Source organism: Pseudomonas sp. 05L36 (genome assembly GCF_056398125.1).
This window is the reverse complement of sequence record NZ_JBFTOU010000021.1, coordinates 39,137-63,722: the sequence shown is the minus strand read 5'-3', so window position 1 is coordinate 63,722 and position 24,586 is coordinate 39,137. Positions and strand designations below refer to the sequence as shown.

The window sequence follows — 24,586 nt, the reverse complement described above, 5'->3', positions numbered from 1 at the left end:
CCTCAGGGTGTGAGTGTGCCGGCAGAATTGGAAGAAACGCCTGTTTTTTTATTGTTGAGCACTGCGATATCGCCCTGTCCCTACGGCGGATACCGGTCAGATGAGTCCTGTTTTTTGCACGCCCAGGCTCATGGCTCCCGCTGCTGTTCGACTGACCCGTCAGCGGGGCTGAGGTGGATAAAAACAATTACTGATTAATAAGTGAAATCGATTTATCGTATTTCAAAAATAAGCCCAGCTTGTTACTGGAGATTTCCATGTCGGTGTCCCACGCCCAGCTCAAAGCCTTCCATGCCGTGGCGGTCCATGGAAGCTTTACCAAAGCCGCCGAGCGGCTTTTTCTGACGCAGCCGGCGATTTCCGACCAGGTGCGCAAACTCGAAGAGCGCTACGGCGTCTTGCTGTTTCACCGCAACAAGCGCTCGGTGCGCCTGACCGATCTGGGCGAGCGCCTGCTGAGCGTTACCCAGCGGCTTTTTGTGATTGAGGCGCAAGCGCAGGAGCTGTTGCAGGATTCCCAGGCCTTGCAGACCGGCAGCCTGATTCTGGCGGTGGATGCACCGGTGCATGTGCTGCCGCAGATTGCCCGCTTCTGCGAACGCTACCCCGGGATCAGCGTGAAGATCGAAACCGGCAACACCGATGAGTCGCTGTTTCGACTGTTCAACTATCAGGCCGACCTGGCGTTACTGGGCCGTGACGTCAGCGATGAACGCCTGATCTCCCTGTCCCTGCGTAACGACCCGATGGTGGCGTTCGTGTCGCGCAATCATCCGTGGGCAGATCGCGAATCCATCACCCTCGCGGACCTCGACGACACGCCGCTGGTGTTGCGGGAAATCGGTTCGGTGACCCGGCAGACCCTGGAAGAAGAAATGCAACGCGCCGGGTTCCGCATTCGCCCGGCGATTCAGGTCGAAGGCCGGGAGGCGGCGCGGGAAGCGGTGGTGGTCGGGATCGGGGTGGGCGTGGTGTCGGCCGCGGAGTTTGGCGCCGACTCCAGGGTTTGTGCACTGCCGATTACCGATTGCGAACGACGGCTGACTGAAACACTGGTTTGCCTGCGCGAGCAGAGTTCGCGACGGGTGGTGGCGACGTTTCTGCAGATGGTTCGCGAGAGTCTTGTTTAGGCAGGTCCGACGCCATCGCGAGCAAGCTCGCTCCCACAGTGGTGGTGTGTCGTCAACATAATCTGTGGTCGACGCAAATCCCTTGTGGGAGCGAGCTTGCTCGCGATTGCAGGCGACTCGGTCTACCTGCCTGGCGCCAACCCGAAAAACGCCTGAATCAAGCGCAAATCCCGTCGCCGCTCCATGCACCCGATCATGTGCCGATTCACCAGCCCCTCGCCAGTAATCGGCACCGCCGCCACCCGCGGGTCGTGGCTGACCTCCACCGACGACACCACCCCCACCCCCAGTTCGGCGGCCACCGCTTCAGTCACCGCTTCGCGGCTGTCCAGTTCCAGCAGCACCCGCGGATTGACCCTGGCCTGGGCGCAAGCCTCATCGAAGGTGCGCCGGGTAATCGAACCCGGTTCGCGCAGCACCATGATCACCTGATCCAGTTCCTTGAGCTGCACGCCTTTGGCCTTCTGCGCCCAAGGATGCCCGGCGGGCACCAGCGCGCAAATCCGTGATTCGTTCAGCGCCTGCAGATGCAAGCCCTTGCGCGGCTCGACCTCGGTCAGTACCGCCACGTCGGCATGTTCGGACAGCAGCGCCGCCAGGGTTTCCTGGGCGTTGCCCAGGCGCAGGTTCACCGTGATCCCCGGATAGCGCGCCCGCAGGCTGGCGAGCATCGGCATGACCATGTGCGGACCGTCCGCCGCCACCTCCAGACGCCCGGTCAGCAGTTGCCGGTTGGCTTCGAGCATCACCTGCGCCTCTTCGGCCAAGCCGAACATCGCCCGGGTGATAGCCGCCAATTTGGTGCCCTCCTCCGTCAGTTCCACTCGGCGGGCGGTGCGGCGCAGCAAGGTGATCTGGTAGTGCTCCTCCAGCGCCTTGATGTGCCCGGTAACCGCCGGCTGGCTGATGAACAGCCGCGCCGCCGCCCGGGTAAAGCTGCCTTCCCGCGCCACGGCATCGAATGCGCGCAGCTGAAACAGATTCATGAATAATCCTCACTGATGGCTGGCATAACAATAAACAATTTGATTGATAACACGGCAAATTGCAATTTAGGTCCCGTAGCTTCATCCCATCGATTGCGAGGACACGAGAATGAGTACTGCCGAACCCATCCTGCTCACCCCCGGCCCGTTGACCACGTCGGCCCGCACCCGTCAGGCGATGATGATCGACTGGGGTTCATGGGATGACCGCTTCAATCAACTAACCGCCAGCCTCTGCGAGCAACTGCTGGCAATCATCAACGGCGCCGCCACTCACCACTGCGTGCCCCTGCAAGGCAGCGGCACCTTCGCGGTCGAGGCAGCGATCGGCACGCTGGTGCCTCGGGACGGCAAGATTCTGGTATTGATCAACGGCGCCTACGGCAAACGCCTGGCGAAAATCTGCGAAGTGCTCGGTCGCTCCTTCAGCACTTTCGAAACCGCAGAAGACGAACCGACCACCGCCGCCGACGTCGACCGCCTGCTGCGCGCCGATAACGGCATCACCCACGTTGCCCTGATTCACTGCGAAACCAGCACCGGGATCCTCAATCCGCTGCCAGAGATTGCCCAGGTCGTGGCGCAACACGGCAAGCGCCTGATCATCGACGCCATGAGTTCCTTCGGCGCCCTGCCAGTGGATGCACAGCAAGTGCCGTTCGACGCACTGATCGCCGCCTCGGGCAAATGCCTGGAGGGCGTGCCGGGCATGGGTTTTGTCTTCGCTCGCAAAGAATCCCTGGCCAACGCCGCCGGCAACTCGCATTCGCTGGCCATGGACTTGCAGGACCAGCACGCCTACATGGCCAAGACCGGCCAGTGGCGCTTCACCCCGCCGACCCATGTGGTCGCCGCACTGCACGAAGCCCTGCTGCAATACAACGAAGAAGGTGGCTTGCCGGCCCGGCACGAACGCTATGCCGCCAACTGCCAGGTGTTGATGGAAGAGATGGGCAAACTGGGGCTGCGCAGCTTCCTGCCGGCGGCTATTCAGGCGCCGATCATCGCCACCTTTCATGCCCCGAAAGATCCTCGCTACCAGTTCAAAGAGTTCTACGAACGGGTCAAAGCCAAGGGCTACATCCTCTATCCCGGCAAACTGACCCAGGTCGAAACCTTCCGCGTCGGCTGCATCGGCCATGTCCAGCCAGCCGAAATGCGCGAAGCGGTGGCGGCGGTAGCTGAAGTGTTGCGCGAGATGGAAGTGCTCGAAATCTAACCCACTCCGCATTCCCCCTGTAGGAGCGAGCCTGCTCGCGATGGTCTTTCATTCAACATTTGTGTCGACTGACCTGGCCTCATCGCGAGCAAGCTCGCTCCCACAGAAAAGCTGAATTTCCGAATAGCTCGTTCTCACAGGAATCCAAACGCCATGAACTACACCAACCCAACCAAACTCCAAGCCGCCATCCTCGACTGGGCCGGCACCGTGGTCGACTTCGGCTCCTTCGCCCCGACGCAGATTTTCGTCGAGGCCTTCGCCGAGTTCGATGTCCAGGTGTCCATCGAAGAAGCCCGTGGCCCGATGGGCATGGGCAAGTGGGACCACATCCGCACCCTGTGCGATCAGCCGCAAGTTGCCGAACGCTATCGCGCCGTGTTCGGCCGCACGCCGACCGACGATGACGTCACCGCGATTTACCAGCGCTTCATGCCGCTGCAGATCGAAAAAATCGCCGAACACTCGGCGCTGATTCCGGGGGCACTGGAGACCATCGCCAACCTGCGCCAGCAAGGAATCAGGATCGGCTCCTGCTCCGGTTACCCGAAACAGGTCATGGACAAAGTGGTCGAACTGGCTGCCACCAACGGCTACGTCGCCGACCATGTGGTCGCCACCGACGAAGTCCCGAATGGCCGCCCATGGCCCGCCCAGGCACTGGCCAACGTCATCGCCCTGGGCATCGACGATGTCGCCGCGTGCGTGAAGATCGATGACACGGTGCCGGGCATTCTCGAAGGTCGCCGCGCCGGCATGTGGACCGTGGCGCTGATCTGCTCGGGCAACGCCCTGGGCCTGGACTACGAAGGTTATCGCGCGCTGGGCAGCGACCAACTGGACAGCGAGCGCAAGCGCATCCACGCCATGTTCGAAGGTTCGCGCCCGCACTACATGATCGACACCATCACTGATCTGCCGGACGTGATCGCCCACATCAACAAGCGTCTGGCCAACGGCGAAATGCCGCAATCGAGCTAAGAAATCGCAACTCCCCCTGTAGGAGCGAGCTTGCTCGCGATGGTCTCAAGCATGCCGCGGTTACCCAGTGGGTGTGCGTCATCGTCGGTGACCTTCGCGAGCAAGCTCGCTCCTACAGGGGAATGTGTTTTTCTGCTTATTACCTGAGCCTGCGCATCCAGCGACCAATCGCCTCAGGCAAACCCGGTGAAACAGGATTACAGTTAACGCACACCGTCGGACAAGAGCGGTGGCTTTAAACCGGACCTCTGAGGAATACCGTATGCCGTGGCAAAACTCCGAATCGCGCTACAGCACCGTATCGATCGCGCTGCACTGGTTGATGCTGGTCCTGTTGGTGCTGGTTTACGCCTGTATCGAGTTTCGCGGGATCTTTCCCAAGGGCAGTGGCGGGCGCACGCTGATCGTCGAATCACACTTCCTGCTCGGTCTGACCGTATTCGTTCTGGTCTGGGTGCGATTGTTCGCGCGCAGTCTCGGCCCGGCGCCGCAGATCTTCCCGGCCTCGCCACACTGGCAAACGACGCTGGCCAGGCTGATGCACTGGGCGCTGTACATTTTCATGATCGTCACGCCGATTCTCGGGTGGCTGGTCACCAGCGCCAAAGGCAATCAGGTGATGTTTTACGGTTTCGACCTGCCGATGCTGATAGCAGAAAACAAGGACCTGGCCAAACAACTCCAGGGCTGGCATGAGCTCGGCGGCACGATCGGCTATTGGCTGATCGGCCTGCATGCCGTGGCCGGGTTGTATCACCATTATGTGGTGGGCGATAACACCTTGCTGCGGATGATGCCCAAGCGGGTAAACCGCGATACCTGAGACCAATGAATTCCAATGTGGGAGCGGGCTTGCTCCCACACTGGATCGCAGCGCCGCTCAGCTTTTTGAGCTCAATCCCCGCCGCCCCTGCAAGCCGCCGGTGTGGATGAAGATCAGTCGCGTACCTTGGGCGAATCGGCCCGCTTCGACTTGGTGCTTGAGTGCCAGCAGTGCCTTGCCGGTATACAGCGGCTCCAGTGGAATATTTCCTACCTGCTCTGTCTGTTCGATAAAGTCGAGCAGCAGTGGATCAACCTTGGCGAACCCGCCGCGACTGGCCTCGAACAGCTCATACACCGCATCGACCACACCCGATTCCTGCACCATCCTCTCGACCTGCTGAGCCACCCCGTGGTCACCAGGCACCGCCAGGGCACCGTACACCGGATGATCCCCCGCTTCGCCCAGCACCAGGCCGGCCAGGGTCGTGCCGGTTCCGCAGGCCAGCCACCAGCCGTCGTAATCGCTCCAGCCCAAGCCCTCCAGTTGCGCGCAAACGCTGGCCCGCAGTTGCATGCAACCCAGGGCGCCAGGCAAACCACCTCCCCCTTCAGGCACCGGATACAACGTCGGATAGCGGGTTTGCCAGAGTTGCCAGAAACCCGCGTCATGCCGCGCTCGATAGCCTGCGTAACCCAGCCAGTGCAACTGCATGCCGAACGCCTGCAAGTCTTTGACCGTCGGGGTTTCCTGAGGATGCCCGCGCAGCAGGCCGACGGTGGAAAAGCCGAAACGCTTGCCTGCCGCCGCTAACGCGTGGAGGTGATTGGAGTGCGCGCCACCGAGACTGATGATGCCTTCGGCACCGAGGCGCTCGGCGGTCTTCAGGTGCTCGATGAGCTTGAACCATTTGTTGCCGCTGATCAGCGGGTCGATCTGGTCCAGGCGCAGGATCGCCACTTCGATGCCGGCGTGAGTGAGCCAGTCGAGGTGAAGGGGGTCGAGGGGGACTTGAGGAAGCCAGTTGTCAGGAGGAGAAAGCATGATGCCGGATCATTGGAGTGATCCGGCATCTTAGCAGCACCTTTGTGGCGAGTGAGCTTGTCGGACGTGGATTACAACTGCGCCGCCAACCGCGAACCCTGATTGATCGCCCGCTTGGCATCCAGCTCTGCCGCAACATCCGCGCCACCGATCAGGTGCACGCTCTGCCCCGCCGCCACCAGACCGTCATGCAACTCACGTAGTGGATCCTGCCCGGCGCAGATCACGATGTTGTCCACTGGCAGCACCTGCGGCTCGCCGGTTTCGCCGATGCGGATGTGCAGGCCTTCGTCGTCGATCTTCAGGTATTCGACGCTGTTGAGCATCTGCACCTGTTTGTTCTTCAGGCCGGTGCGATGAATCCAGCCGGTGGTCTTGCCCAAGCCGTCGCCGACCTTGGATTTCTTGCGTTGCAGCAGGAACACCTCGCGGGCCGGGGCATGGGGCGCGGCCTTGATACCGGCGACACCGCCGCGCGCTTCAAGGTGCGTATCGATGCCCCATTCCTTCCAGAACGCGGCGCGATCCTGACTGGTGGCGATGCCTTCATGCACAAGGAACTCGGAGACGTCGAAACCGATACCACCGGCACCAATCACCGCGACGCGCTTGCCGACCGGTTTGCGCTCCAGGATCACGTCCAGGTAGCTCAGCACCTTGGCGTTTTCCACGCCCGGAATCGCCGGCACTCGCGGCGCAATGCCGGTGGCCAGAATGATCTCGTCGTAGCCGCCCTCGACCAGCCCGGCCACGTCGACTCGGGTGTTCAGGCACACTTCGACGTTGGTGGTCTGCAGCTTGCGGTTGAAGTAGCGAATGGTCTCAAAGAACTCTTCCTTGCCCGGCACCCGCTTGGCGATGTTGAACTGACCACCGATTTCGCTGGCCGAATCGAACAACGTCACCTGATGGCCACGCTCGGCGGCCACGGTCGCTGCGGACAAACCAGCCGGGCCGGCACCGACCACAGCGATTTTCTTCAGTTGCTGCACCGGCAGATAGTTGAGTTCGGTTTCGTGACAGGCACGCGGGTTGACCAGGCAACTGGTCAGCTTGCCGCCGAAGGTGTGATCGAGGCAGGCCTGGTTGCAACCGATGCAAGTGTTGATCTCATCGGCGCGACCTTCAGCGGCCTTGTTGACGAAATCCGGGTCGGCGAGGAACGGCCGCGCCATGGACACCATGTCGGCATCGCCTTCGGCCAGGATCTGCTCGGCCACTTCCGGGGTGTTGATACGGTTGGTGGTGATCAGCGGAATAGTGACCGAACCACGCAGCTTGGCCGTGACCTTGCTGAAGGCCGCGCGTGGCACTTTGGTGGCGATGGTCGGAATCCGCGCTTCGTGCCAGCCGATACCGGTGTTGATGATGGTCGCGCCGGCCTGCTCGATGGCCTTGGCCAACTGCACGATTTCTTCCCAGGTGCTGCCGCCTTCGACCAGGTCGAGCATCGACAGGCGGAAAATGATGATGAAGTTCGGGCCTACCGCTTCGCGCACGCGACGCACGATATCCACCGGCAGGCGCATACGATTTTCGTAGCTGCCGCCCCAGCGGTCGGTGCGGTGGTTGGTGTGGGCGGCGAGGAACTGGTTAATGAAATAACCCTCCGAGCCCATGATTTCCACACCGTCGTACTCGGCGGTTTGCGCCAGTACCGAGCAGGTGACGAAATCGCCGATCTGCTTCTCGATGCCTTCCTCGTCCAGCTCCTTGGGCTTGAACGGGTTGATCGGCGCCTGGATCGCACTAGGTGCAACCTGTTTCGGGCTGTAGGCATAACGACCGGCATGGAGGATCTGCATGCAGATCTTGCCGCCCGCATCATGCACGGCACGGGTGACGATACGGTGCTTGAGCGCCTCTTCTTCGGTCGTCAGCTTGGCCGCACCGGAATACACGCCACCCTCGTCGTTCGGGCCGATACCGCCGGTGACCATCAGGCCGACACCACCACGGGCACGCTCGGCAAAGTACGCCGCCATGCGCTCGAAGCCACCCGGTTTCTCTTCAAGGCCAGTGTGCATCGACCCCATCAGGGTGCGGTTGCGCAGCGTGGTGAAACCCAGGTCCAGCGGAGCCAACAGGTGCGGGTATTGAGCGGCGGTCATCGGTAACTCCACATCGAGCGATCACGGAAAGTGCGGAAGCTCTACGGCCCCCATCAGTCATGTTCGACAGACTAAGAGTCGCGACGCTGTCGCTCAATGACCGTAACTGACAACTTAATGATCGAAGTGAGCAGCTACAACTCAAAACCAAAACGACCTTCCGGTGCAGGTCCGGGTTGAAACCTGCTCCAGGAAGGTCGCTACCTTTCGGACTCTGGACAAGCCCGCAAGATTTACGCGCGGAACCGGCTTAGCATGCGCTTGCTACCGTCCGCGCAGGCGCAACGTAGTCGTCCTGTTGTTTCGCTCGCTGGGTCAACACCAGCATCGTCAGGAACCCGAGCACAATCAGTACCGGATAAGCCATCAACAGTTCGGAAAGGGAATACTTCCAGGCCAAAGGGCGCCCGACACCCAGCATGGCGGCATACATCCAGGACACGGCCGACAACGAGCCGCAGGCCAACGCCAGCATCCGTGCACTGAATCCGAGATTGAGCAGGGAGCCTGCCTTTTGCAGTGCCGGCAGTACCAGGCGATGCAACAAGACGCCGTTGTAACTGAGCAACGCGACAATAATGACTTTGGCTTGAAGCTTTGGATTCATGAAGTATTCGACACCTTTACCCAGGTAATCAATACCGACGACAGCGACACCCGTTACCCAAAGAGCTATTAGTGCAACGATGACAGACTTTTGAAGACTTTCCATGTGAGCATTATCATGCTCAGTCAATACTTTCCGTTTTAAAAGATCTCTAACCATCGCAACATCACTGGTCAGCACCAAACCGATGGCCACACAACACGCCACCAAATGAACGTAAATAACGCCCAGACGCAAAAACTCCATGAATTCCTTATTTTCCAGCAGACTCATAATGGTATTTATCGCCACGGTATTTTCTCCACCTTATTCGAGAGTACGGATCGACCACCTGACAGAATCTTTAATTATTAAAAACCCTGTACGACCTTACTTCTAAAAGATAAGCCAAATCATGGACTCGGCACTGTTAACCTCATTGATTCGCTCGGCAAATCAATGAACGGCTTGTTTATCACCTCCCTGAACTTCAGATAAAAAACCCCAATTTGCACTCACTGCATTTGAGACTCAACTTCCACTTCTTTTTTTGCGATTGCAGGGGCAGGTCATGACTGACGTGCTTGGGAATCAGAGGCCACAGACGCTCCAATGTTCATTTCTTAAACAAACCACCGACAAACGGTGCATAGCGCAAGTGCGCCAGAAGCGACAGTAATGAACCAACTTTCGCGCTATGCCCCACCACAACTGGCCTGCTTGATTACATGCAGTTTTACAACTACATATTGGATCCGCCAGTTGTTATACATCCGACAACACGCGCAATAGCGAGCGACTCTCATCCAGAGCAAACTCCGATTGCGAATTCCACGCTGATTCGGCCACCCTTTCAGGCAGATGGCAACGCAGGATTAACTTAAACAATAAGGGTGTAAATCAAGTCTCTGCGCTCATGCTCAAAACCCGAAGTAAACAAATGCCGTGGCTGCCGCTATACCCCATGCGGCCAACGCCATGACTGTCGAATTGTGCGGTAACCGGGATTCGCTCAAGCGCTGTAAGCCGGGCTTGGAAAACCCGGTTTGGTCATAACGGCAATCCATGATTGCCCGGTAGGTATATCGGAGGCCGACCAACAGAAACAGGGTGATCAGGCCGAGGACAAGTCCACGCCTGACAGGCGGTTTAACCAATGGTGCAAGGTGACCCTGTTCGCAGGCAATGCTATTGACATGCGCAACGGTAATTAGTTGATAGTCCGTCGAAGACCGCTTTTGGCCAATCTGGATCGCCGCCTGTTGCTCTAGATCCAACACCTGATACTTCCAGAGCGTTGACGAACCTTTGCGGCAGAAAGTAAACGCTGCAGGACTTGAGACGGCGATAATAAAAGCGTCGTTGATGTCCAGTTTTTTCAGCGTTTCTGTGGCTGACCTGGTGAAGCCCAGGTCGAAGACCGAGGTGATCCCGGTAGCAGAAGCCGCGACCGCAACCAATAGGCTGCTCAAGAGGCAGATGGCTGAAATGTTCAAGGCCGGGTTTCCTTTTTCCATTGTTTCTTTGATTTCGCAGTTCGGTTCCAACTTGCCTTGATGAGTTCCAGTACGCTGCTGGCATCCCGATAGCCAGTGGACAATTGAATGGAAGGAGAAAGGGAGGGCATCCATTGCCCTCCCCTCCGCTGTCCACGCTCCCTGCGACAGTACTGACCAGGACCTCAGGTGGCCAGAATGAAGTCCGTCTGATCGACGGCCGCGCTGTTGACACCAACAAGGTGAATGGTGTCCGCCCCGATCCCTACCACCGTGTCCGCCCCGTTAGCCGTTATGGTCACGTTGGCAGCGAACGTCGCGCTGTTGATCCCCAGCGCCGTGATATTGAGCAAGTCCTGCCCGGCCGGATTGGCTCCGAAGTTCAGGATCGTATCGTTGCCGAAACCCGCGGCAGCAAACACGAACGTATCGTTGCCGGCGACGCCGCCACTCATCACGTCGTTACCGCCACCGCCGGTGAGAACGTCGTTACCCGCACCACCCACGATATTATTGCCGAGCACGTTGCCGGTGCCTGCGAAGTTGCCGCTGCCGCCGAAAAACAGATTTTCGACGTTGGCACCCAGGSTGTAGYTCGCGAGCGAGGTCCAGACCGTGTCGYTGCCGSCACCGGCGWKCTCGMYYACCACGTCCCCAAGGTCGGTGACTTCRTAGATATCGTTGCCAGCACCRCCGGCCATCGTGTCGGCACCTSCGSCACCGATGAKGAYGTCGTTACCMGCACCGCCCRCGAKCGTRTTGYCGAGCACGTTRCCGGWGCCCGCAAAGTTGCCGCTGCCGCCGAAAAACAGATTTTCGACGTTGGCACCCAGGCTGTAGTTCGCGAGCGAGGTCCAGACCGTGTCGCTCCGGTGCCCGCAAAGTCGCCGCTGCCGCCGAAAAACAGGTTTTCGACGTTGGCGCCCAGGACGTAGCTCCCGAGCGAGGTCCAGACCGTGTCGCTGCCGSCACCGGCGAGCTCGMTCACCACGTCCCCAAGCTCGGTGACTTCGTAGACATCGTTGCCGCCACCGCCGACCATCGTGTCGGCACCTGCGCCACCGATCAGGACGTCGTTACCCGCACCGCCCACGAGCGTGTTGTCGAGCGCGTTGCCGSTGCCCGCAAAGTCGCCGCTGCCGCCGAAAAACAGATTTTCGACRTTGGCACYCAGSGTGTAGCYCGMGAGCGAGGTCCAGACCGTGTCGTTRCCGGCACCGGCGAGCTCGGTCACCACGTCCCCRAGGTCGGTGACTTCGTAGACATCGTCGCCAACACCGCCGGCCATSGTRTCGGCACCCGYACCCCCGATGAGAATGTCATTGCCSGCRTCACCATTGAGGATGTCGTTGCCGCCCAAGCCGTTCAGGATGTCGTTGCCATCACCTCCACTGGCCACGTCGTCGCCTGCCGTGCCGGTGAATATGTCGACACCCGCGGTACCGACAAACAGATTACCGACCACTGTCGTTGCGGCAGAGGTGACTCGCTCAACTGTGCCGAGGTCATCGGTGTAACTCGCGACGACACGCAGTTGCTGACCGACCTGCGCCGGGCTGAGCGTGAAGGTCGTGCCCGTCGCACCGGCGATGTCGGCAAAGACCGCACCGCTCCCCACCTGCCACTGGTGGGTAATCACCGAGGTCGTGGTCCCGTCGGCGTCGGTGAACGCATCCGTGGCGGTCAAGTCCGAGCCTAACGTGGGGGTCGTATCGCTGATCAGCACAGTGCCAACCGGCAGGACGTTGACGGGGCTGCCGCCGAGCGGCGCAGTTGGCGCGGTCGGCGCCGAGAACACGCTTTCCAGCACGCCGTGGGCGTCCTGATAGACGGCCCTGACGCGCAGCAGCAGTCCCTCCTCAGCCGCGGTCACCGTGAAGGTCGGACCGGTCGCGGTTCCTAGTCCGCCTCCGAGCGCAATACCGATGTCGTCGAAGATACCGCTGCCCGGATTTGTTTCGACCTGCCATACGAAGGCGATGGGACTGGTGATCGCACCTCCGCTAGCGACATTGTCCGCATCGCTGACGGTGTCGGCCAACACTGTCAACACTTGGCCAACGGCCGGCGTGCCATCGCTGATCCTCAGCAAGCCCACCGGCTCGGCGTTCAAGCCCGCCACCAGGACCAGCGACTGATCGGCGAACTGCAGCCGCTCGATATTGCTGAGCCTGTCAGTACCGTCCCGACCGACGACGCTGTCGGCCACGGTGGTCGTGCCGTCGACGTTCTCGATGACGGTGTAGTCAGCCAGAAGGCCGGTGTACAGGGCCGTGTCGAAGGAATGGCCAGGGTTAAGGGGGTCAGGCGCATCCGTCAGGATCTCACGGACGGCGACGAGTTGGCCGGGGTTGTAAGTGCCGTTGAGCATGAGCGGCACCAACGGGACCATGCTGTCGAACGTTGCGATCTCCGGACCTGTGCCATCAATGTTCTGGCGCACGCTGATACGTACGTTGAGCCACTTGTCACCGTCGATCAGGTCATCGCCACCACGGCCTTGGATGATGTCGCTGCCGCCGCCGCCGAGGATGATGTTGCCGGCGCCGAACTGATCGTCTGCCGTGCCCACAATGCCGTCCGGGCCGGCTGCTGCGGTGCCGACGAACGAGCGCAGGCCGCTGACCAGGTCGAAGTTGGTGAGCACGCTGCCCTGAGCACCGGCAGCCGCGATCACGGTGGCATCGGCATCATCGCCACGCAGGATGTCGCTGAAGTGCGATCCCGTCAGACCTTCCACCAGTTGGAACCGAGCCACGGTTGCGGCCAACTCCGGCAGTGGCGGCGCGAGAGCGATTTCGGCGAGGCCCAGGTCGACGGACACGCCGAACGGGTCGTCCTTGAAGCCGGCCCAGTCGTAACCGGAGCCACCCAGGTAGCGGTCCCCCGCGCCGCCGTTGCCGAACATGATGTCGTCGCCACCTTCGGCCATGAATCTGTCGGGCCCGCCGGTGCCGATGAAGATGTCGTTACCGCGTATCAGGTCGAGCCCGTTCGGGTCGAAATTATCGCCGGGAGCACCATCGGCGGTTCCCTTCTCGATCCAGTCGTCGCCTTCGTTACCCATCAGTTGTTCGTCGGCGACACTGCCCATGATGAAGTCGTCGCCCGCGCCGCCGAAGACCTCCGAGGAGTCCTCACCGGTGACGATGAAGTCCTTGCCGGAGCCGCCGAGGTTCAGATTCAGGCCGTTGCCACTGTGGATAACGTCGTTGCCGTCGCCGCCATGAATGGTGTCGTCGCCGCCCATGTCCGTGATGATGTCGTCGCCGTCGCCCCCGACCATGAAGTCGTTGCCGTTGCCACCCTCGAGGCGATCATTGCCACCGTCGCCATAGAGCGTGTCGTCGCCGTCGCCAGAGACGAGAATGTCATTGGCGGCCGAGCCACCGAGCACCACATGGTCTTCGCCGGTGTACTGCAGGTAGTTGGTATCAGGGCCGACCGTCGCAGGGTTGTCCCGAATGACCAGCGGCGTGAGGAGGATGCCGCCGACAGGGTCGGCATTGCCCGGCAGGTTGTCGGCGGCCTCATTGACTGGAGTCAATGGATTGTCGACCAGTATGCCATCCGGCCCGGCAATCACGCTCGCGTTGAACTGCCTGGTCGGGTCGACCTCGAGGGTAAAGGCCGGAGTCAAGAACATGACGGCCGGGAGGTGGGTCGCATCGGTGTTGGCCATCACCAGTCTCGCGAACGAGTTGTTCTCCAACTCGGTGACGAAGTTAAGCCCCGCGTTGCGTTCCAGGTAGTAGAAGCGGTCGGCGTTCTGCAGCTTCTCCATCTGGGTCTCGAACACGAAGTTGAAGGTCGAGCCGAGCATGCCGCCAAACGGCATTTTTTCCTCGGCGAGGCCGCCGATCCAGAGGTCGATGTTGTCCAGACCGGTAATGGTGACGCCGGTCGGGCCACTCGCCCAGGCGCCGGTGCTATTGAGGAAGTCCAGTCGGTCCGCCGGCTCGCCGGCGCCGCCCAACACCAGGAGAGAGGCCGCGGCGCGCTTCCCGTCGAGCGTGGTGGCGCTGGTAATGGAGGCGTGCGTGCCATAGGCGGCGATGAAGTTGATCAGCGATTCCGGGTGCTTCAGGTGTTGCACCAAATCGGCCCAGCTGATGTAGGGCTTCAGGTTGCTGTCGCCGGTCGTGGTGTAGAACTCACGACGCGCCTCGTTCAGGGTCGGAAGCCCGGTATCACGGCCGCGCGCGATGTTGAGGGCGGGCAGGTCGAGCGGCAGGCCCAGCAAGTTGTTGCGCACCGCTTCGGTGACGAACTCATCGATCTCGTTACCGACCTGGCGCGTCACGCCGCGGACGATGGCACCGGCCGCCTGCGCAGGCGTCGGGCCGCTGGCCGCAAACGCCAGCGGATTGAGGAATGCCTGAATCAGGCCGATATCGCTCGAGACGAAGTTGGGGTCCAGCCGGTCGATGGTCTCGGTCAGCATCGAGTGGCCGAGGCGGTAGACCGCGTGCGCGAACTCGGCGACGATCGCCGGGTCGATCTCGGTTTGATAATTTTGGTGTTCGCCAAGGAAGGGATCGATGTTCGGCTGAATGGTACGCGCGAACTCTTCGAACACCAGGTGCTGGTACTGCATCTCGGTACCGAATTTCGCCGCCTGGAACAGGCGCTCTCCGTTCCAGTGCAGGGCAGCGATCTCAGCCGCGGTTGTTGGCAACACCAACAATTGGGCATCGGGCATCAGCCACTGGTTCAGGAAGTTGACATCGTTGGAGGCGATGGCCACATCCTTGGTGTGCTGGACCAGACGGTTGTGCTCCGAGTGGAAGATGGAGTGGACGGTGGTCAGGCCAATGTTCTCGTTGACCCGGCCGTCGCCGGCGATGTAGTGCGCGTCGAGCAGTTCATTGTCATAGAAGCCCGGCGCAGGCGTACCGCCAACGACATTGTCCGCATCGGCCGTCAGTGGCGCACCGGTCTGGCCGTCCACCGGAACGGCGTTATGGGCGACATCGATGAGGAACTGGTGGCCGGTGCGCACGGCATTGACCAGGCTGATCGGCGCAGCAGGATTACCCTCGACGAGAACATCATCGGCGGTATCAGCAATACCATCCGGGCCCCTCATCATGACCATCGGGAAGCCGTTCGGGCCCTTGATGAAATTGCCGTAGGCGTCGGTGGCGAGCAGCGGCACGTTGTCGAAGTCGGCATCAGTGAGGTTGATCCCGAGCAGGTCATGAGCTTGCGCCTTGACCACTTTCCAGGTAGCCATCCCACCGATTTCGACGTCGTCGGCAGTGCCGAACAGGCCATCGGCGCCCAGGTCACGATTGGTGATCAGCTTGCCGGTCGCCACCGGGTCGCCGGCGGCATTGAACTCGTAGGCGCGCAGGAACACCTGGTGCGAGGGATGCGAGGTATAGGTCTGGTTCTGGTCGACGAACGGCGTGGTGGTGTTTGCAGCCTCGTGAATGTCGTCGGCGGTGCCCAGGATGCCATCGGGCCCAGGCAGGTTGGTGGCGCGCGTCAACACCATGAAGTTGGTCGGGCTGCCCGGAACGAACAGCGGATCGTCCGGCTGCAGCGGGATGAACACCGTGCCGCTGCCGCCCTTGGTCACCAGGTCGAGGCCGTGGTCGAAGAACTGACCGAAGAAGGTCATCCAGGTATTGAACGGTGCGGACAGGCCCGCGTCCGGCGCCTCGTTAGGCATGAAAAAGGTCTGGAACGTCGTGCCGTCGGTACGGGTTCCAGTAACGACCTGCGCACCGTCCTTCAAGACATCGTCAACCGTGCCGAGGATGCCATCCGGACCGGGATCGAACGTGGCCGCGATCGCTGCCGGGTTGTTGGCGGTGTTGTCGGCGACCAGATTGCTGATGGTGCGAGGCTGCGAGTCGGTCACCAGGCCGCTGGTCTGGGCGTAAGAGGTGCCCGCCTCCGCCGTATCGAACTGTGCCGGAACCAGTCGCGGGAAGACCGTGTCGGCTGCACCGAACTCGTTCTGACCCGCCACCAGGTGGTTGAACGACCCGTCGACCGTGCGCAGGCCCAAAGGCATCCGTGCATTCGGCAGCATGCTGAGGAGATCCTCACCGGCCGCATTCCTTTCCGAGATCAGAATCTGATCGAGAATGAACTGCAGATCGGCCCGGATATAGTGCACACCGGTGCTGGCGACCGGAGTCTCGACCGGCAGCGGGGCTGCCGGTGGCGGAGCAACGCCGGCTACGACCGCTGCGGTTGGAGCAGAGAACGCCGTCTCGAGCACACCATTTTGATCCTTATAAACGGCCCTGACGCGCAATTCCAGCCCGGCGAGATCCGGGGTCACCCTGAAGGTCGGCCCGGTTATGTGCGCCAATGCTGCGCCCCCGTCCGCAATACGGGTGATGTCCTGAAAGACGCCCGTACCCGGGACTGCTTCGAACTGCCAGTAGAAGGCGATCGGTCCGGTGATGGCACCGCCGGCGTTGTCGGCATCGGTCACGCCGGCAGCCGACACCCTCAGCAACTGACCCGTGGTCGGCGTAGCGTCCGGGGTGTTGCTGGCAGCATCGAGTATGGTCAGCAAGCCCAGCGGGTCGTTGTTGAGCCCGACCCCGCCAGGCAGGGTGAGCGACTGATCGTTGAACTGCAGCCGCTCGATATTGGTCAGGCGGTCGGTGCCGTCGCGACCGACGACGCTGTCGACCACGGTGGTCACGCCGCCCACAGTGGTGACGGTATAGTCGAGCTGGTTGCCCGTGAACAAGGCCGTGTCGAAGGCGGGGGCCTCCGTCAGGATCTCGCGGACGATGACCAACTGACCGGGGTTGAAGGTACCATCGAGCATGAACGGGATCATGGGCTCCATGCTGTCGAAGGTGGCGATCTCCGGCCCAGTTCCGTCAAGGTTCTGGCGCACGCTGATGCGCACATTCAGCCACATGTCGCCGTCGATCAGGTCGTCACCGCCGCGGCCTTCGATGATGTCGCTGCCACCACCGCCGAGGAGGATGTTGCCCGCGCCGAACTGATCGTCTGCCGTGCCCAGGATACCGTCCGGGCCGGCTGCAGCCGCGCCAAGAAACGCCCGCAGACCGGCGACGAGGTCAATATTGGTGAGCACGCTGCCTTGGACACCGGCAGCGGCGATCGCGAGCGCGTCGGCATCATCGCCGGTCAGCATGTCGCTGAACGCCGACCCCGACAGACCTTCCACTTGGGCGAACTTGGTATGCACGCCTGCAACTGAAGGCGACAGGGCCGATTGTTCGAAGACGATGCGGCTCATGTCCACAGTCACGCCGTAATGATCATCCTTGTAGGTGGCCCAGTCGAAACCGGACATGCCCAACATCTTGTCCGGGCCCTCACTGCCGATGAAGATGTCATCGCCGCCTTCACCGATCATTTCATCGAAGCCGCCGTCACCGCTGAAGACGTCGTTGCCGTCGGTCAACTTTGCCAGCAAAGCCGGTGGCAGGTTACCGGTGAAATTGTCGCCGGGGGCGCCGTCCTGGGTCCCGACCTGGATCCAGTCGTCGCCATCGCCGCCCATCATTTGTGCGTTCAGCCGGCTGCCGAGCATGAAGTCATCGCCGGCGCCGGCGAAGACCTCCGTAAAGTCCTCGCCGGTGACGATGAAATCGTTGCCGTCACCGCCGAGGATGATATTGGTGCCGTTGCCGCCGTGGATGACGTCGTTGCCGGCCTCTCCGTGGATGACGTCGTCGCCGCCCATGTCGGTGATGATGTCATCGCCATCGCCACCCTCGATCTCGTCGTTGCCATAGCCGCCTTCGAGGCGATCATTGCCGGCGTCGCCCCAGAGCGTGTCGTCGCCGTCGCCAGAGACGAGAATGTCATTGCCGGCGGTACCGCCGAGCACGACATGGTCTTCGCCGGTGTACTGCAAGTAGTTGGTATCGGGACCGACCGTGTTGGGGTTGTCGCGGATGACCAGCGGCGTGATCACGACCCCGTTGATCATGATGCCGCCAGTGGGATCGGTGTTGCCAGGCAGGTCGTCGGCGGTGCCCACAATGCCGTCCAGACCGGCAATCACGCTCGAGTTGAACTGCCTGGTCGGGTCGACCTCAAGGGTAAAGGTCGGGGTCGAGAAGATGAGCGCCGGGAGATGGGTCGCGTCGGTGTTGAGCATCACCATCTTGGCGAACGAGTTGTTCTCGAGCTCGCTCAGGAAGTTGAGTCCCTGGGTGCGGTGCAGGTAGTAGAGCCGGTCGCCGTTCTGCAGCTTCTCGAGCTGGTCCTCGAAGACGAAGTTGAAGGTCGAGCCGAGCATGCCGCCGAACGGCATTTTTTCCTCGGCCAGGCCGCCGATCCAGAAGTCGATGGCATCAACGCCGGTAATGGTTGCCCCATTTGCCAGGTTGGCATAGACGCCGGTGCTGTTGAGGAAGTCCAGGCGATCCGCCGGCTCACCAACGCCGCCCAACACCAGGAGCGTGGCCGCTGCGCGTTTCGCGTCGAGCGTGGTGGCGCTGGTAATGGAGGCGTGCGTGCCGTAGGCGGCGATGAAGTTGATCAGCGATTCCGGGTGCTTCAGGTGTTGCACCAAATCGACCCAGCTGGTGTAGGGCTTCAGCTGGTTGTCGCCGGTGCCGGCGTAGAATTCACGGCGCGCCGCGTTCAAGGACGGGATGCCGGTATCGCGGCCGCGCGCGATGTTGAGGGCGGGCAGGTCGAGCGGCAGGCCCAGCAAGTTGTTGCGCACCGCTTCGGTGACGAACTCATCGATCTCGTTGCCGACCTGGCGCGTCAAGCCGCGGACGATGGCGCCGGCCGCCTGCGCAGGCGTCGGGCCGCTGGCCGCAAACGCCAGCGGGTTGAGGAAGGCCTGAATCAGGCCGATCTCGCTGGAGACGAAGTTGGGGTCCAGCCGGTCAATGGTCTCGGTTAGCATCGAGTGGCCGAAGCGAAAGACCGTGTGCGCGAACTCGGCGACGATCGACGGGTCGATCGTGTCATCGAAGTCAATGAAGGCATCGACCTGCGGTTGAATGGTGCGCGCGAACTCTTCGAACACCAGGTGTTGATACTGCATCTCGGTGCCGAATTTCGCCGCCTGGAACAGGCGCTCACCGTTCCAGTTCAAGGTCGACAGATCAGCAGGAACAGACGTGACGGGCGTCAGCAGCCACTGGTTCAGGAACGTCAGGTCGCCGGCGGCCGTTGAGGCGAGGACTGTGTCCTTGGTCTGCTGGACCAGCCGGTTGTGCTCGGAGTGGAAGATGGAGTGGACGGTGGTCAGGCCGATGTTCTCGTTGACCCGGCCGTCGCCGGCGATGTAGTGCGCGTCGAGCAGCTCGTTGTCGTAGAAGCCTGCGGCCACCGGGCCGCCGGCAACGAGGTCGGCATCGGCCGTCAGTGGCGTACCGGTCTGGCTGTCCACCGGGCTGGCATTGTGCGCAATGTCGATGAGGAACTGGTGACCGGTGCGGATCGCCAGCGATGCGTCGATCGGCGCCAGCGGATTGCCCTCGACCAAGCCGGTCGCGGTCACTATCTGCGCAAAGCCGTTCGCCCCCCGAATGAAGTTGCCGTATGGGTCGGTCGCCAACAGCGGCAGGTCGAGGACGTCGAGATCGTCGAGCTCAATGCCAAGAATGTCGCGCGCCTGCGCCTTCACCACTTTCCAGGTGGCCATCCCGCCGATTTCAACGTCGTCGGCAGTGCCGAACAGGCCATCGGCGCCCAGGTCACGATTGGTGATCAGCTCGCCGGTCGCCACCGGCTTGCCGGCGGCATCGAATTCATAGGCGCGCAGGAACACCTGGTGCGAGGGATGCGAGCTGTAGGTCTGGTTCTGGTCGACGAACGGCGTGGTAGTGTTTGAAGCGTCGTGGATGTCGTCGGCGGTGCCAAGGATGCCATCGGGCCCGGGCAGGTTGGTGGCCCGCGTCAACACCATGAAGTTGGTCGGGCTGCCCGGGACGAACAGCGGATCGTCCGGCTGCAGCGGGATGAACACCGTGCCGCTGCCGCCCTTGGTCACCAAGTCGAGGCCGTGGTCGAAGAACTGACCGAAGAAGGTCATCCACGAGTTGAACGGCGCGGACAGGCCCGCGTCCGGCGCCTCGTTAGGCATGAAAAAGGTCTGGAAAGTCGTGCCGTCGGTACGGGTTCCAGTAACGACCTGCGCACCGTCCTTCAAGACATCGTCAACCGTGCCGAGGATGCCATCCAGACCGGGATCGAACGTGGCCGCGACCGCCGCCGGGTTGTTGGCGGTATCGTCGACGATCAGGTTGCTGATGGTGCGTGGCTGCGAGTCGATCACCAGGCCGCTGGTCTGGGTGTAAGAGGTGCCCGCCTCAGCCGGGAGGAAGACTGGAGTGGTCAAGCGCGGGAAAAAGTTGTCGGCTGCGCCGAACTCGCTCTGACCCAGTCTCAGGTTGTTAAAGGTCCCGTCGACCGTACGCAGACCGAAAGCAAATTCCGGGCTCGGTATCAGGCTGGCGAGCGACTGGCCGGCCGAGTTTGCTTCCGCGATGAAAATCTGCTGGAGAACGAACTCAAGATCGGATTGATTAAAGTTGGCCATTTTGGATTGCCCTCGATCTGTCTGGGTAAAGGCACGGGACGAGAAAATCCTCCCGCGCCAAGTCAAGTGCTGGCTTGCGCAGTGTGTTGGTTATGTTTTTTAGCGAGAGCTCTGGCGTTACCCGAGACCCGGGATACCCGTCTGGAATTCGCGAAATGAATTGCTCGCCGGGCGATCAGGCAGAGCGGATTCGAGCCCTGGGCGGGCCATGGAATCTGGAAGTGAAGGCGAACGTCCTGGACAGCCCCTTCCCTCTGCAAAAGAACGGAATGATCGACATGATTCGGCTCCTCTCAGGAGAATCACCGCGCCTTGCGTTGCCAAAGCAATGGCAAGCTTCAGGCGGGCGGCCCACCCGATAACTAAGACTAAAGTTCCATAGCAAATTTTTGTCAATATTACGTCGTTAAAACAGACGACTGGTGCTGAGCCTCACAACTAGCTGTTTTTAAAAGACATATAGAAAGTTGAGTGCAGGTATAGAGCAAAATGTTATTTCGAACTGTTTCGCCGCCACCTACGCTGCTGCATAAGGGAGCAACGCAGCGATTTCGGAAGACTCGCCACCCATAGAGCGACCAGCCTGCGTGCCCATAAGCTGTTTACGGGACTACATTTACTGTTACCTGTTGCGCCACCAGGGCAACCGGCTATTCGAAGTGGGAGGACAAAAATGCCCAAGCAGTCGAGCATCCGTTCCGAACTGGCCGACGCGCTCTTTCGCATGCGCCGCAGTTTTTATTCGCTGGCAGCGTTCAGCGGCGTCATAAACGTCATGATGTTGACGCCAGCCGTTTATATGCTGCAGGTCTATGATCGAGCCCTGGTCAGTCGCAACGTCACGACGCTGGCGATGTTGACTGTGCTGGTGGTAGGTCTGTTCTTGCTGATGTCTACGCTGGAAATGGTCCGCACCCGCGTGCTGATCCGGGTCGGCAACTGCCTCGACATGGACCTCAACCAGCGCATTTTCACCGCTGCATTCGAGCGCAACCTGAGCCGCGCCGGAGGTAATCCGGCCCAGGCCCTGCAAGATCTCGCTCAGGTTCGTCAGTTCGTCACCGGCAATTCCCTGTTCGCTTTCTTCGATGCACCGTGGACGCCGATCTACCTGCTGGTCGCCTATCTGATCCACCCATTGCTCGGACTGCTCACGTTGATCGGCTCGCTGATTCTGATGGGCCTGGCTTATCTCACTGAAAAGGCGACGCAGAAGCCGCTGTCCGAAGCCAATCAGGCCGCCCTCTCCTCCGCCCTGTACGCCAACAACAACCTGCGCAATGCCGAGGTCATCGAGGCCATGGGCATGCTGCCGTCGATCAGCAAGCGCTGGTTCCAAAGCCATTTACGCATTCTGGAAATGCAGACCCTGGCCTCCGACCGCGCCGCCTTGATCAGCAGCACCGGGCGCTTCGTGCGCATCACTTTGCAGTCGCTGATCCTCGGCGCCGGCGCGCTGCTGGCGATCGAAGGCAAGATCACCCCGGGGATGATGATTGCCTGCTCGATCCTCACCGGCCGCGCATTGGGTCCGGTGGAACAGGTCATCGCGTCGTGGAAGCAACTGCTCGGCTGCCGTTCGGCCTGGGGCCGGCTCAACGAGATGCTGCATGACTATCCGCGCCGGCCACCGAGCATGTCGCTGCAGCGGCCGCAGGGGATGGTTGCGGTGGAGAATGTGTATGCCGGCGCCCCCGGTACCAACAACACGATTCTGCGTGGGGTGGGCTTCAGCCTTGTCCCTGGCGAAAGCCTTGGCATTATCGGCCCATCCGCCTCGGGCAAATCCACTCTCGCCCGCCTGCTGGTTGGCGTCTGGCCGGCGCAGGCTGGCAAAGTGCGCCTGGACGGCGCGGACATATTCACCTGGAACAAGGGCGAACTTGGCCCCTGGCTCGGCTACCTGCCACAGGACGTTGAGCTGTTCGAGGGCAACATCGCCGACAATATTGCGCGTTTTGGCGAAGTAGACAGCGAAGCGGTCATCCGCGCCGCCAAGATCACTGGCGTGCACGAGATGATCCTGCGTTTTCCGCAGGGTTATGACACCCGTCTGGGCACCGATGGCAGCCCGCTTTCCGGTGGCCAGAAGCAGCGCATCGCCTTGGCCCGCGCGCTGTATGGCGAGCCCAATCTGATCGTGCTGGATGAGCCGAACGCCAACCTCGACGACGTCGGCGAAAAGGCCCTGGTCGATGCGTTGGCCGAACTCAAGGGCCGCGGCGCCACCGTCATTCTGATTTCCCACCGTCCCAACGTACTCTGCGCCGTCGATAAGGTGCTGATGCTGCGCGACGGCGGCGTGCAGATGCTTGGTACGCGCGATGAAGTATTCGCAGCGCTGCGCAAGGCCAGTGTGATGCCGGCAGGCGCGTCGACCCCTCTGGCCTCCGTCAAAGCACGGGAGTGACCGATCATGCAAATGAGCCAACACACCGAGATGATCAAAGCCGATACCCGGAGCATGGTAGATCTGGACGTCGGTAAACCCGCGCGATGGGGCGTGTGGCTGGTGCTCGCCGGCTTCGGCGGCTTCCTCCTGTGGTCCTGGCTGGCGCCGCTGGATGCCGGCGTGGTCGCGACAGGCACGGTCAAAGTCACCAACAATCGCAAAGCCGTGCAGCATCTGAGTGGCGGTACCGTGGAGGCCATTCTCGTTCGCGAAGGCGATTTAGTGACAAAAGGCCAGGAGGTGGTCCGCCTCGACTCATTGCGTGCCGTTGCCGAAGAGGGTGCGGTCAGCGCCCAGTACATCGTCAGCAAGACGGTGGAGAACCGCCTGGAAGCGGAACGTGACGGTCGCGATGTGGTGAACTTCGATCCCGAGATGCTCACGCGCTTCAAGGGTGATCACCGCCTGGAGGCCGCCATGGACCTGCAACAGCGCCTGCTGGACACCCGGCGCGCCGGACTCGCTGGCGAAATCAGCATCCTGCAGGAAAACCTGGCAGCCTCGGCAGTGCAGCTCAAGGGCCTGCAGCAGGTCTATAGCGCCCGCGCCTCGCAGATCAGCTTCCTCAACCAGGAACTGCAAGGCACCCGCGTGTTGACGGCCGAAGGCTATGTGCCGCGCAACCGCCTGCTTGAGCTGGAACGCAGCAATGCCGACCTCTCCGCCGGCCAGGCCGAGAACCTCAACAACATCGCCCGCATACGTAGCCAGACCACCGAAATCAAGCTGCGCATCCTGCAGCGCCAGCACGATTACCTGAAGGAAGTCGAATCGCAGCTGACTGAAACCGCCAAGGAAAACACCACCCTGGCCGACCGCTTGCGCTCGCTCGACTATGAAGTGACCCACACGGTGATTCGTTCGCCGATCGATGGCATGGTCCAGGGCCTGAGCATTGCCACCGTCGGCGGGATCATTCAGCCCGGCTTCAAGATCATGGAAATCGTTCCGCTCAACGAACCGTTGCAGGTCGACGCGATGATTCCCGTGCAGGCTATCGACAAGATGGTCCCCGGCCTGCCCGTGGACATTTCCTTCCCGGCTTTCAACCATGCCAGGACGCCAAACATCCCCGGCCGCGTGAAGACCATTTCCGCCGACCGGCTGATGGACGAGGAAAGCAAGCAACCGTTCTATCTGGCTCAGGTGGAGGTCACGCCCGATGGCATGGGCCTGCTTGGCAGCAACCACATTCGCCCCGGCATGCCCGCCAGCGTCACCATCAAGACTGGCGAGCGCAACATGATCAGCTATCTTCTAAAACCAATGCTTGATCGTGTGGACAGCTCATTCAAGGAACAATGA

General features: G+C 61.2%; 11 protein-coding genes and 1 pseudogene. 6 read left to right on the top strand and 6 right to left on the bottom strand.

What is annotated here, in order from left to right:
- Window positions 1-257: 257 nt before the first annotated feature.
- Window positions 258-1,130 carry a LysR family transcriptional regulator gene (locus AC1DKH_RS20920; RefSeq protein ID WP_477755675.1) on the top strand — a complete coding sequence of 291 codons (873 nt, stop codon included), beginning with the start codon at window positions 258-260 and terminating at the stop codon, window positions 1,128-1,130.
- A gap of 122 nt (window positions 1,131-1,252) precedes the next feature.
- On the opposite strand, the gene AC1DKH_RS20915 is transcribed toward AC1DKH_RS20920, so the two are convergent.
- The gene (locus AC1DKH_RS20915) at window positions 1,253-2,116 is read right to left on the bottom strand and encodes a LysR substrate-binding domain-containing protein (protein ID WP_477755674.1); all 864 of its coding nucleotides are present in this window, start codon (window positions 2,114-2,116) and stop codon (window positions 1,253-1,255) included.
- Window positions 2,117-2,225: 109 nt separating this feature from the next.
- Here AC1DKH_RS20915 and AC1DKH_RS20910 point away from each other — a divergent pair, with 109 nt between their 5' ends.
- From AC1DKH_RS20910 to AC1DKH_RS20900, 3 genes are all read left to right on the top strand, one after another.
- Window positions 2,226-3,335 carry a 2-aminoethylphosphonate--pyruvate transaminase gene (locus tag AC1DKH_RS20910; protein ID WP_477799158.1) on the top strand — a complete coding sequence of 370 codons (1,110 nt, stop codon included), beginning with the start codon at window positions 2,226-2,228 and terminating at the stop codon, window positions 3,333-3,335.
- A gap of 153 nt (window positions 3,336-3,488) precedes the next feature.
- On the top strand, window positions 3,489-4,316 hold the full coding sequence (gene phnX / locus AC1DKH_RS20905; protein ID WP_477799157.1) for a phosphonoacetaldehyde hydrolase: 828 nt from the start codon (window positions 3,489-3,491) through the stop codon (window positions 4,314-4,316).
- 262 nt (window positions 4,317-4,578) lie between these two features.
- Window positions 4,579-5,139, top strand: a complete 561-nt coding sequence (locus AC1DKH_RS20900; protein WP_477764610.1) for a cytochrome b — start codon at window positions 4,579-4,581, stop codon at window positions 5,137-5,139.
- A 57-nt stretch (window positions 5,140-5,196) separates the two neighbouring features.
- On the opposite strand, the gene AC1DKH_RS20895 is transcribed toward AC1DKH_RS20900, so the two are convergent.
- The 5 genes and pseudogenes from AC1DKH_RS20895 to AC1DKH_RS20875 all read right to left on the bottom strand — a co-directional run bounded on the left by AC1DKH_RS20895 (window position 5,197) and on the right by AC1DKH_RS20875 (window position 20,829).
- On the bottom strand, window positions 5,197-6,123 hold the full coding sequence (locus AC1DKH_RS20895) for a 1-aminocyclopropane-1-carboxylate deaminase/D-cysteine desulfhydrase (protein ID WP_477799156.1): 927 nt from the start codon (window positions 6,121-6,123) through the stop codon (window positions 5,197-5,199).
- A gap of 71 nt (window positions 6,124-6,194) precedes the next feature.
- Window positions 6,195-8,234, bottom strand: a complete 2,040-nt coding sequence (locus tag AC1DKH_RS20890) for an oxidoreductase (protein ID WP_477799155.1) — start codon at window positions 8,232-8,234, stop codon at window positions 6,195-6,197.
- Window positions 8,235-8,484: 250 nt separating this feature from the next.
- Window positions 8,485-9,132 carry a hypothetical protein gene (locus AC1DKH_RS20885; protein WP_477799154.1) on the bottom strand — a complete coding sequence of 216 codons (648 nt, stop codon included), beginning with the start codon at window positions 9,130-9,132 and terminating at the stop codon, window positions 8,485-8,487.
- A 608-nt stretch (window positions 9,133-9,740) separates the two neighbouring features.
- A complete protein-coding gene (locus AC1DKH_RS20880; protein WP_477799153.1) occupies window positions 9,741-10,451 on the bottom strand; it encodes a hypothetical protein in 711 nt (236 codons plus the stop codon).
- Between the two features lie 50 nt (window positions 10,452-10,501).
- Window positions 10,502-20,829, bottom strand: a pseudogene (locus AC1DKH_RS20875) (peroxidase family protein).
- Window positions 20,830-21,502: 673 nt separating this feature from the next.
- On the opposite strand from AC1DKH_RS20875, the gene AC1DKH_RS20870 reads away from it, so the two are divergent.
- Together AC1DKH_RS20870 and AC1DKH_RS20865 are read left to right on the top strand one after the other, a co-directional pair.
- A complete protein-coding gene (locus tag AC1DKH_RS20870) occupies window positions 21,503-23,239 on the top strand; it encodes a type I secretion system permease/ATPase (protein ID WP_477754738.1) in 1,737 nt (578 codons plus the stop codon).
- A 6-nt stretch (window positions 23,240-23,245) separates the two neighbouring features.
- Window positions 23,246-24,586, top strand: a complete 1,341-nt coding sequence (locus AC1DKH_RS20865) for an HlyD family type I secretion periplasmic adaptor subunit (RefSeq protein WP_477754737.1) — start codon at window positions 23,246-23,248, stop codon at window positions 24,584-24,586.